Source organism: Flavivirga amylovorans (assembly GCF_030540875.1).
GTDB lineage: Bacteria > Bacteroidota > Bacteroidia > Flavobacteriales > Flavobacteriaceae > Flavivirga > Flavivirga amylovorans.
Genome location: NZ_JAUOEM010000001.1, coordinates 356,363 through 369,351, shown reverse-complemented (window position 1 = coordinate 369,351; position 12,989 = coordinate 356,363). Strand labels below are relative to the sequence as shown.

Genomic DNA, 12,989 nt, shown 5'->3' with positions numbered 1-12,989 from the left:
TAATAAGACATGATTTTTTCTTCGTATACGTGATAAAAGCCAATATCTTATAATTTTTTGTTTTTGGGAACTGCTTTTTAAAAGTTATATTTCTTTTCTATTTGAAAAGTAAAAAGCATTGTTTTTAGATTAAGAATTCCCTAAAAGCACTGGTCCTGCCCTAACATCAGGAACATTATGAGACATATCATCCATTGCAATTGCAATATGTCTGCATACTTTATAGGCTGTTTTAACAATCCTATCTTCTTCACTAACATCTATTTTACCTATGTAAAAGTTAGGGTTAGAAAATCGATCGTATTCATGTTTTAATTCTACAACAAGCGTTCCATTTAAGTCAGATTCGCCATCTACACTCTTATGGATTTCATATACATCTAAATTATAACTGTTTTTATTTTCGTTGGAAGGTAACTTAGAATGGTCTTCATCTTGATTGTATGATGTATAATCAAGTGCTAGTTTTTTTTCTTTAGAAAGGATTTTTTTTATACTGGCTACATTAACATCACTATAATACGTGATTTTTAATCTTCCATCTTCTTTCTCCCCTACTTGTATATTATCAATTCCTAAAGCACGTAATTGTTTCTTTACAACTGCAATGGCATCCTGAACTTCGTCTGATGTCACCTCATCATAGATAAATTCCATGACAATTTCCTGATTCGGTACAGAAATTTGTTCCTGGCAAACACCTAATAAAGTAAGGGCAATCACTAAAGTACTAAAGTACCACTTTGCTTTCATACGTGTTTATCTACTGTTTTGAATTGTTACATGTTGCACCCTAATATTTATTTCTCCGATTATAGAGGTTTTACTCAGGATGTTTAAAGCCCCAAATATAAAAAAATAAAGACTGTATTTCTACAGTCTTTCATATAAATATCTAGCATAAAGCATTGAATATTATAAATATTGGATTATTTCTTGCTTTTTGAATATTCTAATAGTTTTAATTTAGGTATATGTCTTTGTAATATTAAAATAATTGATAAGTCTTGTGCTTCTTCTAATATAGTTAAAAGAAAACAACATTAAGGATTAAATTAAGTATATAGTTTTTCATTAATTACAAATAAAAAAGGCTTCCAAAATTTTGGAAGCCTCAAGTATATCTAAAAGAATAACCTTTTATAGCTCTAATAAACCGTTTGTTTTTTTAACGCCTTCTGCACTAGTTTGCATGTGTGCTTTTTCAGCATCACTAAGAGGTACATCAACAATACTTTCAATACCGTTTCTTCCTAAAATAACTGGTACGCCAATACAAATATCGTCTAGTCCATACTCCCCTTCAAGGAATGTAGAACAAGGAAACATTTTTTTCTGATCGCAAGCGATGGCTTGTACCAAAGCACTTACTGCTGCTCCTGGTGCATACCAAGCAGAAGTCCCTAATAATTTGGTAAGTGTAGCACCTCCAACTTTAGTATCTTCTTTTACTTGGCTTAATCGATCGTCACTTAAAAACTCGGATACTTTAATACTATTTCTTGTTGCTTGACTTGTTAATGGTACCATACCAACATCGCTATGACCACCAATAACCATTCCATCTACATCACTAATAGGCGCTCCCAAAGCTTCTGCTAATCTATATTTAAATCGAGCAGAATCTAAAGCACCACCCATACCAATAATTCTGTTTTTAGGTAAATTAGTTGATTTATGTGCTAAATACGTCATAGTATCCATAGGGTTACTAACCACTATAAGAATTGTATTTGGAGAATGCTCTATTAAACTAGATGATACCGCTTTTACAATACCTGCATTAATCCCTATTAATTCTTCGCGTGTCATCCCTGGTTTACGAGGAATTCCTGAAGTTATTACACAAATATCACTATTTGCCGTTTTACTGTAATCGTTTGTAACACCAGTTATCTTAGTATCAAAACCATTTAATGATGCGGTTTGCATTAAATCCATGGCTTTTCCTTCTGCATAACCTTCTTTAATGTCTAATAAAACGACTTCTGAAGCAAAATCTTTAATGGCAATATACTCTGCACAACTTGCACCTACTGCTCCTGCTCCTACAACTGTTACTTTCATGTATTATTAATTTTATTGTTATTTGTAACTTTTTGACTATTTCTTTTTGACGGAATTTTACTGACACAAATCTCACAATTTAATGACCTAAATTATATGATTTCGATCATGCTAAATTACAAATTAATATACTCTAAATAAAAAAAGTACAAGATTAAATCTTGTACTTCTTAAACTAATAAACTAAAATATAAACTAACTAAAACTAAATGTCTTTTTTTTAATTTTTATCTAAAACTGAATGCCATTCCTGCAGATAATGTATTATACTCTTGTAATGTATAATCTGCAAAAAGCTTAAAGAAGCCAAGACTTAGTCTTACACCTAATGTAGCCCTCATACCTCCAGCATCAAAATCTAAGTCTATAGGATCTACTATTTCTTCAGTTATCGAATTAGAACCCGCAGTATATTCAAGTTGGTAAGTACCTAACATTTTTAAAGTCGAGTTCCCTCCAGTATAACCTATACCTCCGTAAACATTTATAATTGGAAAATTTAAAGAAGCTATAGCTTGAGCTGTGAATGAGTTTAACTTAAACTCTGCATTTTGATTTTGTCCAGAAAACGTATTTTGATCCATAGCATAATTAACATTCATAGACGTATAAGCTGCTAATAAAGATACATGTAAAGGCAATTTATCTAAAGGTCCTAAAATACTTGTTATTTCTTTTTTAAGCCCAACTCCAAACAGTTTACCTTTTACATCGTCGTCTCCTACTTCTGGAACCACACGTAACATAACATCAAATTTATAAGGTAACCCGACACTTAACTGTATTGAAGGTGTAGGAACTGCATTTAAAGGTAAGTCTTCACTAATACCATCAGGCAAGGCTAACAATTCCGCTGAAATACTTTGTCCGTTATAAGTTTGAGTAATACTAGCTTGAGCTCCGTCACCAGATCCAGCAACTGTTGGACTTGTTGGAGATGAAAACGTTATATTATTAGACAATCCTAAATTAGCAAAGGTCATGATTTCATCTTCTGATGGCACCATAGAAGCATTAAAGCCGATTGTAACATCAAAGCCTAACTTTTTATGAACTTTAGCGGTATGATACCATCCACTATTCATACCATAAATCAATCCTTTCATAGCAGGACTAATATAGGCTTCAGTTATTTTGTTTGCATCATCCCTAGAAGCAAGTAAAATATTTTCCAACTCCTGGGCATTTGAATTAATTGCTGCTAAACACAACAGCATAAATAAGGTTAACTTTTTCATTCTTTTCTAAATTTGATTGAAACAAAAGTATAAAAAAAACCATACAAAACAACTTTTTATCGTTAAAAATTGCATTTCAACGATATTTTTAAATAAAAAAAAGCCTTAATATTAATAATATCAAGGCTTTTAAAAAATTGTATTTAAATTATTTATGCATCAATATTTGCATAAATGGCATTCTTTTCAATAAAATCTCTACGAGGTGGTACTTCATCTCCCATTAGCATAGAGAAAATTCTATCTGCTTCTGTTCCATTATCGATTTGCACCAAACGCATGGTTCTAAACTCAGGATTCATAGTGGTATCCCAAAGTTGTTCTGCATTCATTTCTCCTAAACCTTTATAACGTTGGATTTTACTTCCATCTCCAAACTCGGTTACAATCTCATCACGTTCTTTATCACTCCATGCATATCGCTTCTTAGCACCTCTTTTAACTAAATATAAAGGAGGAGTAGCTATATAAATGTGACCATTTTCTATTAATTCTTTCATATATCTAAAGAAGAATGTTAAAATTAAAGTCGCAATATGACTACCATCAATATCGGCATCACACATTATTACCACTTTATGATAGCGTAATTTAGAAAGGTTTAGTGCTTTACTGTCTTCTTCAGTTCCTATGGTCACCCCAAGTGCTGTAAATATATTTTTAATCTCTTCATTTTCAAACACTTTATGCTGCATCGCTTTTTCAACATTTAGTATTTTTCCACGAAGTGGCAAAATAGCTTGGAATGCTCTATCACGACCTTGTTTGGCCGTTCCACCTGCCGAATCTCCCTCGACAAGGAATACTTCACATTTAGCAGGGTCTTGCTCAGAACAATCGGATAATTTTCCAGGTAGTCCTCCAATAGACATGACTGTTTTACGCTGAACCATTTCACGTGCCTTCTGAGCGGCATGACGTGCCTGGGCTGCTAGAATAACTTTCTGTACAATGGTTTTTGCATCATCTGGATGCTCTTCCAAATAATCAGTTAGCATTTCAGAAACTGCTTGACTAACAGAAGCCGAAACTTCTCTGTTTCCTAACTTTGTTTTTGTTTGTCCTTCGAATTGAGGTTCTTGGACTTTTACTGAAATAATAGCAGTTAATCCTTCACGGAAATCATCACCTGCTATATCAAACTTCAATTTATCTAACATCCCTGAACCATCTGCAAACTTTTTCAGGGTATGTGTAAGTCCACGTCTAAATCCAGAAAGGTGTGTTCCTCCTTCGTGGGTATTGATATTGTTTACGTAAGAGTGTAAATTCTCTGCATATGAGGTATTATAAATCATAGCGACCTCTACAGGCACACCATTCTTTTCCCCTTCAAATGCAATAACATCTTTCATTAAAGGCTCTCGAGTCGCATCTAAATACTTGATAAACTCTTTTAAGCCTTCTTTAGAATGAAACGTCTCACCTTCAAATTCGCCATCTTCTTTTTTAGTCCTCTTATCAACTAGATGAACAGTAATCCCTTTATTTAAATAAGCCAACTCCCTCAAACGACTCGCTAAAGTATCGTAACTATACTCCAAAGTTTGAGTAAAAATAGTTGAGTCAGGTTTAAACGTTACCGTAGTTCCTCTTCTATCTGTATCTCCAATAGATTTTACAGGATACATGGCTTTTCCTCGTTCATATTCCTGTTCGTAAACTTTACCTTCTCTATAAACAGTTGCTTTTAGATGTTCTGATAAGGCATTTACACAACTCACACCAACACCATGCAATCCACCAGATACTTTATAAGAATCTTTATCAAACTTACCACCAGCTCCAATTTTAGTCATTACAACCTCAAGCGCTGAAACACCTTCCTTTTTATGCAAGTCTACTGGGATACCACGACCATCATCTTCGGTAGTAATAGAATTATCTTCATTTATTGTCACAGTAATATTGTTACAGTGACCAGCTAGCGCTTCATCAATAGAATTGTCTACTACTTCGTATACTAAATGATGCAAACCTCTTGTTCCAACATCTCCAATATACATGGATGGACGCATACGTACATGCTCCATACCTTCTAAAGCCTGAATACTATCGGCTGAATAATTGTGCTTATTAAATTCTTCCTTTTCTTGACTCATATTGTTTAGTTAAATTTTGTCTTATATTACAAAAAAAATGACGCTAGTGCATCATTCTTTTGGGTACTAACAAAGATACAAAATCAACCTACCTTTAAAAAGCATTCTAGAGACTTTATACAATAATTATCAACAAATTGTTAATTACTTAAAAACGTCTTAAATCGCTTAAAAAGCACCTTAAATTAGATTTTAACTTATTTTTATCTTTTGAATTTTAGATAAAAACTCAAAGTTCAATAGGAGCGAGATTTTAAACCAAAGTTAGCGCTTCTATTTACCAAAAAAATAAAAAGCACAATGTATTTAACAAAAAAACTGCCTTTTAAACTGGTTTTTGGAGTATTAAAATTTATTGAGAAGATTGGGGTCATATTATTAAGAAATATGGAGACAAAAGTATTCAATAATGATCAAAAACAGAAATATTAAAATGATTGATTTCATAGAATTTTCAATCATTGAACAACAAAATATTCTATAAAGAATGACGCCTAAATGAATAATTATTGTAGAACTAATAAATAAATTTTAAGTTTTTTATTAATTTGACAATAAAAATATAAGATGAGTAAAAATGATGTTTAGTAAATTTATTCTATATATATTTGGCAACAGAACAAGTCTTATGATAAGAAATAATAACAATAATAATTTCAATAATCCTAATTTTTAGGAAGGGAAGGTTATTGTTTAAAAATATATAAAGCCTTCCGAATTCGGAAGGTTTTTTTTGTTAATCTAATAAATAAAACCATGAGTAAAATTATGACAGTCGACGTATTGTCGAGTATTAAAGGCGCACAACCTTCTGAGGCTGTAAACAGATTATTTGACGTTATTAAGAATGCACAAACAACAAATAATAATCCCTTTAATAATAATCATAATAATTGTGTGTCTTTAGATAATTTGAGAGATGATGTTGTAATTGAAAGTTCTACTGTAGAAAAGCAAATTATTAAAGACAATTTCCCGAAAGAGAAAGATGGCTATTTAGTAGTTTCTAAAGTAATAGATGCATAAATTATGAAATCTCAGATACAACATATCCATCAGCAATTGATAGACAAAACAATTTCTTGTGTCGACTTGGTGCAAGAAAAACTAAACTTACTTAAAGACAATACGCACAACACCGTGAATTCTTTATTAACAGATGTAGCTTTAGAACAAGCTGCCAAAGTAGATACCAAAATCGCAAACGGTGAAACTATTGGTTTGCTGGAAGGTATTCCATTTGGTATTAAAGATGTATACATGCTACAAGGCACTTATGCAACGGCAAGTTCAGATTTACTTAAAAAATATAAATCAGCATATACAGCCACAGCCATTCAAAAATTATTAGATGCAGGTGCCATACCTATTGTAAAAGAAAACTGTGATAGTTTTGGTCATGGTTCATCTAGTGAAAACACCATTTTTGGGGCTGTAAAAAATGCCGTAAATCCAGAATTAGTTGGTGGAGGTTCTAGTGGAGGTTCTGCTGTAAACGTTGCTAAAGATTATACCGTTTTTTCTATTGGTGGTGATACAGGTGGTTCTGTTCGTCAACCAGCAGGTTACAATAACATATATGGGTTAAAACCAACTTACGGGCGTATTTCTCGTTACGGTTTAATGGCTTATGCTTCATCAACAGATTGTGTTGGCCCTTTAGCCAAATCTGTTGAAGATATTCGCATTGTCTTAAATGCCATGAGTGGAAAAGACACGAAAGATCAAACAACTTATACGTCTGAAACCATTGAAGAATCAAATATTTTAAATACAAGCGATATTAAAACCGTTGGTTATTTTAAAAACTTTATTGAAAGCGAAGCGATTGATGCACAGATTAAAAATGATTTTTTAGCATCTATTGAAAAAATAAAAGCAAAAGGGATACAAGTAAAAGAATTAGATTTTTTCAAATCTGATATTCTGGTTTCTACTTATTATACTTTAGCTATGGCTGAAACAGCTTCTAATCTATCTCGTTTAGATGGTACCAATTATGGAGATCGTATTGATGATAAAGACCTAAAGGAATCTTACGCTGTAACACGATCTGAGAAATTCTCAGAAGAAACCAAACGTAGAATAGTTGGTGGCAACCAAGTATTATCTCAAGGGTTTTCTGATGAGATCTATTTAAAAGGACTTGCTTTAAGAGATGCTATTTCCGAAAATTTTGAAAAGGATTTTGAAGAAGTAAATATCATCTTATCCCCAGTTACACCAAGTACACCTCCTAAAATTGGAGATAGTTTAAAAGATCCTTTGGCCATGTACTTATCTGATGCTTACACGGTAGGTTTTAGCTTAGGGCAATTACCTACCTTAACAGTTCCTCAAGGAACAGAAACAGGATTGCAGGTTACGGCAGCAAAAAATAATGACGAACTCGTTTTGAAGTTTGCTAACTTCTTAAAAGATACGATATAATGGAACTGGAACAATTAGACGCGGCTTTAAAAGCCCACGAATTAGAATTGGTAATCGGACTGGAAACACACGTTCGATTAAATACCAAAACCAAGTTGTTTTGTTCTTGCCCAAATCAAGAAATAGAAACACCAAATGAAAATATATGTTCTGTCTGTACAGGACAAATGGGTATTTTACCCGCAATTAATAAAGAGGCTATAAACAAAGCTATTTATTTTGGAAAGGCTGTAAAATCATCTTTTGAAAATGAAGTGATTTCTTGGGACAGAAAACATTACGAATATCCAGATAACCCAAAGAATATTCAAATCACACAGTTTCACAATCCCGTTATACCAGATGGGCAAGTGTCTTGCTTTAGAAATGATGGATCTCAATTTACCGTTAATTTAACCCAGGTACATATTGAGGAAGATGCCGCTAAACTGATGCATGAGAAAACGACATCATTAGTCGATTTTAACAAAGCCGGTGTGCCTCTTATTGAAATTGTAACCGAACCGTGCATTCGTCATATTGAAGATGCTTCAACTTATGCACAGTACATACAACGTATTGTTCAGAATCTAAAAATATCTGAAGCTAACCTTGAAAAAGGAGAATTTAAATCGGATGTTTCTGTATCACTTCGTAAAAAACGTGATTATAATTTAAATCCGCGTACCGAGATAAAAAACTTAAACTCGTTTAAGTTTATGGTAGAGGCTTTAAAAGAAGAAGTTGAAAAACAATTCAACTATTATATCGAACACAAAGAGTTTCGACCAGATCAAACTACTGTTTTATGGGATGCCGAATTAAAGCAAACCAAAACAATGCGTAAAAAAGAGTTTGAAGCAGACTATCGTTTTATTTCAGAACCAGATTTACCTTTTGTTTCTATTAAAGATGTTGTAGATTCCATCCAGGTGGACACCAGCGCCCTTCCTTTTGCTGTGGAATCGATTCTGATAAAAGGTGGCGTGTTACCGCAAGATGCCAAATTTTTTACGGCAGATTCATTACGTTCTGAAACTTTTATTGCTATAAATAACAAGCTAAAAGACCCTTCTTTTGTTGCTAAAACACTAGTAAATAATATTGGGGCAGATGACTATGCAGATATTCACAGGGTTGAACACCTTATTGAAATTTTCGAACTGTTTAGAGATGAAAAAATAACATCTGTATTAGTTCAAAATGCCATTACATCGTATCTAAAAGACAGAGATTTCGATTACAATAAATATTTTGAGGATAATACGATCTCTCAATCTCAAATCGATGAGGCTATTAAAAAGGTGATTTCTGAAAACGAAGCTGTTGCTAACGATATTAAAAGTGGAAATCAAGGAAAAGCAGGGATATTAGTTGGTAAAGTTATAGGCATTATTGGCAAAGGTGCCTCAGGAAAAGTAATTCGAGAAGAGATTCTTGACCAATTGCAAGGTTCTGGGTTGGAAAAGCAGAATTCACAAACTGTCAATGAGCAACCAACAACCAATAACCAACAACCAGCCAACATACAGGAAGAAACATTACCAGAAATTCCCATTGTTATCAAAGACGAATACAGAACACATTTAATTTCAGATATATCTGAAGAAAATATTTCTGAAGAAGTTACTTTTTCTGGATGGGTATCGAGTGTTCGTGACCATGGAGAACTTATTTTTATCGATTTACGAGATTCCAGTAACGAAGTATTTCAAGTACGTTTAAGCAGAGAATCATTTCCTAATTTAGATGAGCTAGTAAAATTAAAACCCGAATCGGTTATAACCGTTACAGGAATACTTGTTCAACGTAAAGAAGACGATTATAATGCCGCATTAAGAACAGGAAAAATAGAGTTGGAAGCATACCAGTTAGAAATTTTAAACCTTTCTAAAACACTTCCTTTCGAAATAAAAAGAGCGACTAAAACAAATGAAACGACGCGTTTTCAATATAAATATTTAGATCATAGAAATGACGATGTTCGTAGAGTCATTATTAATCGCCATAAGGTGATTAAATTAATTCGTGATGTTTTAGACGAACAAAACTTCTTAGAAATTGAAACGCCTATTTTAAGTGCAGGAACAGATGAAGGTGCTAGGGAATTTATAGTACCAACACGTAAACAGGCGGGAGCATTTTATACCTTACCGCAAGCACCTCAACAATTCAAGCAAATGTTAATGGTAAGTGGTTACGAAAAATATTTCCAGATTGCTCGCTGTTTTAGAGATGAAGATTCTCGTGGTGATCGTCAACCAGAATTTACGCAGTTAGATATAGAAATGGCTTATGCCAGTATGCAACAAATTATAGATTTGAACACGAACATGTTCAATGATATTGTTAAAAAAATATATGGTAAAAAATGGATTTTACATCCGTTTGAAGTGATTACCTATAAAGAGGCCATGGATAAATATGGCTGTGACAGACCCGATTTGCGTTTCGGCTTACAACTACAGGACATTACAGATATTGTAAAAGACACAACTTTTCAGGTATTTAGCAAACCTATTGAAGAAGGTGGTATTGTAAAATGTATTAAAATATCTGCTGAAGAACAAGGCAAAAAACGTTTATCTAAAGGACAAATAGAAAAGTTAACTGCCATAGCCCAACAACATGGTTTAGGAGGTTTAGCATATATTATTGTTAATGAAAACGATTTGCAATCTCCAATCATTAAATTTTTGGGTGAAGATATTGCGGCGGGTATCATTAAAACTACCAATGCTCAAGTTGGTGATATTGTATTTTTCTCTGCCGCAGACTATGCCACAGCAAATAAAGCATTAGATGCTGTTCGTCAAGAATTGGGGAGTATGCTACGCTTAATAAACCCGAAGGAATTAAGGCCTGCATGGGTCGTAGATTTCCCTATGTTTGAAAAAACAGACGAAGGCCGTTGGACATTTACTCATAACCCATTCTCTATGCCTGCCATCTATGATATAGATAAGCATATGAATGGGAAAGAAGAAGAGATAGGAAGTATTATTGCACAACAATACGACCTCATCTTAAATGGTTATGAAATTGGAGGTGGCTCTGTTCGTGCTCACAAACCTGAAATTCTGGAAGCCACCTATAAAAATATGGGTTACAATAAAGAAGCCATGCTTAAAAGTGTTGGTACGATGTATAAATCATTCCATTACGGTGCGCCCCCACACGGCGGTATCGCTTGGGGAGTTGATAGACTCATGATGATATTAGAGAAAAAAGCTTCTATTCGCGAAGTCATGGCATTTCCAAAAACAGGAACCAGTGAAGATTTATTATTTGGTGCACCTTCTGTATTATCAGATAAAAAAGTTGAAGAAATGAATGTTAAAGTGATGAAAAAATAATTTTCACATCCTTAATAAAATAACCTAATAGGGCTATTCATTACGAATAGCCCTATTTTATTTACCTAAAAACACAAACTTTAACATCCGCCTTCGACTTTTATAAGAACCTTAACATAATTTACATTTATCTTTAAACCATTCAAATTCTTAAAAAATCATTATGAAGAAATCAACATGTATTACAACTATTGCTTTTGCATTTATTATGTTATTATCTACGAATGTAGATGCTCAGAAATTTTCTAAGCTAGACAAAAGTCCAATGGATGCAGCAGCATTTCCAACTAGTTATAAAAATACTAATAAACTTATTAAGATTGTTTACAGCAGACCTCAACTTAAAGGAAGAGCGCTTAGTGAGCTAGCTCCAAATGGCAAAGTTTGGAGACTTGGAGCTAATGAAGCTGCAGAATTAACATTTTATAAAGACATGAAATTAGGAAATACGCCTGTAAAAGCCGGAACATATACTTTTTATGCCATTCCAGGAGACAAAGAATGGACTGTTATTATTAGTAAAGATTTAAACGTATGGGGGTCTTATTTCTATAAAGAAGCAAACGACGTGGCTCGTTTGGCAGTCCCTGTAACATCAGGAGAACCTTTAGAAGCCTTCTCTATTGCTTTTAATAAAGCTGACGGAGGTGTTATTAATATGCATTTGGGATGGGGAACGACCAGAGTTGCAGTTCCTTTTACAAAGTAATCTACATTTACTTTCTCTCCCTACTAAACAAAAACGCCTTGAAATTTCAAGGCGTTTTTATTATCGTATAATGTTACTATTCAAATGGAAATGAATAGTTGGTTCTACAAATATGCTCCACTTATTATTATTTTAAAAGGAAGAATAAATTCTACTCCTACCCCAACTCTATAAGGTACTATAGTCAAGCGCTCTACCCAAAATCGAGCCTTCACTTTCATCTAACTTCTCAACATTATAGTAGATTTATCTAAACCTACTACAGTTCTGACAAACCTTATTTTATTTATAACACCAAACTCTTTTATAGTAGAAATTGAAGCTTTTTGAAGTTGATTCTCCTCAGAAACCTTATAATTAAACCTTATAAATTATTTTAATCATAAGATCGAATATTTAATTTAAGGTATATTTAAATATTTATGTGTTTGAAGTGATATTTTCCATTTAGGGTTTTCCATGACATAATCTACAATTTCTGGCACTACTTTATCACGTTTACTCCACTCTGGCTGTAAGTATAAAATACAATCTTTATTAACTTTGGATGCCTGCTCTTCTGCAAATCGAAAATCATCTTTATTATAAACAATGACTTTAAGTTCATTAGCATTATCATAAACCTCTTCGGTAGGTAGCTTCATTTTTTTTGGCGACAAACAAATCCAATCCCAAGTACCTGTTAATTTATAAGCTCCAGATGTTTCTATATGTACCTGAAGTCCTTTTTCTTTCAACTGATCTGTTAAAATAGTCATATCCCACATTAAAGGCTCCCCTCCTGTTACAACAATTGTATCACTGTATTTTTTAGCATTTTCAACAATCTTGAAGGTTTCTGTAGGAGGATGTAAATCGGCATTCCAACTTTCTTTAACGTCGCACCAATGACATCCAACATCGCATCCGCCAATGCGAATAAAATAGGCTGCAGTACCTTTATGATACCCTTCACCTTGTATGGTATAAAACTCTTCCATTAAAGGCAACATTTCGCCTTTATCTACCAGCAATTCAACCGCTTTTTTCATAGTTTGCAAAGATACATAATTCCATTACTTATTTATTAAATTTTGATTTTCAATTCTTGTTTTATAAATTTGGCGTG

Annotated in this window: 9 protein-coding genes; 4 read left to right on the top strand and 5 right to left on the bottom strand. The window is 33.2% G+C overall.

Annotated features, from left to right (window positions below; all coding sequences use genetic code 11):
* Positions 1-129: 129 nt before the first annotated feature.
* The 4 genes from Q4Q39_RS01495 to gyrB all read right to left on the bottom strand — a co-directional run bounded on the left by Q4Q39_RS01495 (position 130) and on the right by gyrB (position 5,407).
* Entirely contained in the window at positions 130-753 is a 624-nt protein-coding gene (locus Q4Q39_RS01495) for a hypothetical protein (RefSeq protein ID WP_303280592.1), read from the bottom strand.
* A 387-nt stretch (positions 754-1,140) separates the two neighbouring features.
* Positions 1,141-2,067 (bottom strand): malate dehydrogenase, encoded by a 927-nt coding sequence (gene mdh, locus Q4Q39_RS01490; RefSeq protein WP_303280591.1) that lies wholly within the window; start codon positions 2,065-2,067, stop codon positions 1,141-1,143.
* A 227-nt stretch (positions 2,068-2,294) separates the two neighbouring features.
* Entirely contained in the window at positions 2,295-3,305 is a 1,011-nt protein-coding gene (locus Q4Q39_RS01485; RefSeq protein ID WP_303280590.1) for a DUF6588 family protein, read from the bottom strand.
* Between the two features lie 152 nt (positions 3,306-3,457).
* A complete protein-coding gene (gene gyrB, locus Q4Q39_RS01480; RefSeq protein WP_303280589.1) occupies positions 3,458-5,407 on the bottom strand; it encodes a DNA topoisomerase (ATP-hydrolyzing) subunit B in 1,950 nt (649 codons plus the stop codon).
* Positions 5,408-6,163: 756 nt separating this feature from the next.
* On the opposite strand from gyrB, the gene Q4Q39_RS01475 reads away from it, so the two are divergent.
* The 4 genes from Q4Q39_RS01475 (at position 6,164) to Q4Q39_RS01460 (ending at position 11,881) form a co-directional block, all read left to right on the top strand.
* A complete protein-coding gene (locus Q4Q39_RS01475; RefSeq protein ID WP_303280588.1) occupies positions 6,164-6,433 on the top strand; it encodes an Asp-tRNA(Asn)/Glu-tRNA(Gln) amidotransferase subunit GatC in 270 nt (89 codons plus the stop codon).
* A 3-nt stretch (positions 6,434-6,436) separates the two neighbouring features.
* A complete protein-coding gene (locus Q4Q39_RS01470; RefSeq protein WP_303280587.1) occupies positions 6,437-7,837 on the top strand; it encodes an amidase family protein in 1,401 nt (466 codons plus the stop codon).
* Positions 7,837-11,172 (top strand): bifunctional amidotransferase subunit GatB/aspartate--tRNA ligase AspS, encoded by a 3,336-nt coding sequence (gatB/aspS, locus tag Q4Q39_RS01465; RefSeq protein ID WP_303280586.1) that lies wholly within the window; start codon positions 7,837-7,839, stop codon positions 11,170-11,172. The genes Q4Q39_RS01470 and gatB/aspS overlap by 1 nt, the downstream gene beginning before the upstream one ends.
* A 163-nt stretch (positions 11,173-11,335) precedes the next feature.
* Positions 11,336-11,881: a DUF2911 domain-containing protein gene (locus Q4Q39_RS01460; protein ID WP_303280585.1), complete on the top strand. Its 546-nt coding sequence runs from the start codon at positions 11,336-11,338 to the stop codon at positions 11,879-11,881.
* A 401-nt stretch (positions 11,882-12,282) separates the two neighbouring features.
* On the opposite strand, the gene Q4Q39_RS01455 is transcribed toward Q4Q39_RS01460, so the two are convergent.
* Entirely contained in the window at positions 12,283-12,912 is a 630-nt protein-coding gene (locus Q4Q39_RS01455; protein ID WP_303280584.1) for a 7-carboxy-7-deazaguanine synthase QueE, read from the bottom strand.
* Between the last annotated feature and the right edge of the window lie 77 nt (positions 12,913-12,989).

Excerpts from the sequence above, each read along its gene's own strand:
- Q4Q39_RS01495 (WP_303280592.1), bottom strand. The coding sequence starts at position 753 with ATGAAAGCAAAGTGGTACTTTAGTACTTTAGTGATTGCCCTTACTTTA.
- mdh (WP_303280591.1), bottom strand. The coding sequence starts at position 2,067 with ATGAAAGTAACAGTTGTAGGAGCAGGAGCAGTAGGTGCAAGTTGTGCA.
- Q4Q39_RS01485 (WP_303280590.1), bottom strand. The coding sequence starts at position 3,305 with ATGAAAAAGTTAACCTTATTTATGCTGTTGTGTTTAGCAGCAATTAAT.
- gyrB (WP_303280589.1), bottom strand. The coding sequence starts at position 5,407 with ATGAGTCAAGAAAAGGAAGAATTTAATAAGCACAATTATTCAGCCGAT.
- Q4Q39_RS01475 (WP_303280588.1), top strand. The coding sequence starts at position 6,164 with ATGAGTAAAATTATGACAGTCGACGTATTGTCGAGTATTAAAGGCGCA.
- Q4Q39_RS01470 (WP_303280587.1), top strand. The coding sequence starts at position 6,437 with ATGAAATCTCAGATACAACATATCCATCAGCAATTGATAGACAAAACA.
- gatB/aspS (WP_303280586.1), top strand. The coding sequence starts at position 7,837 with ATGGAACTGGAACAATTAGACGCGGCTTTAAAAGCCCACGAATTAGAA.
- Q4Q39_RS01460 (WP_303280585.1), top strand. The coding sequence starts at position 11,336 with ATGAAGAAATCAACATGTATTACAACTATTGCTTTTGCATTTATTATG.
- Q4Q39_RS01455 (WP_303280584.1), bottom strand. The coding sequence starts at position 12,912 with ATGAAAAAAGCGGTTGAATTGCTGGTAGATAAAGGCGAAATGTTGCCT.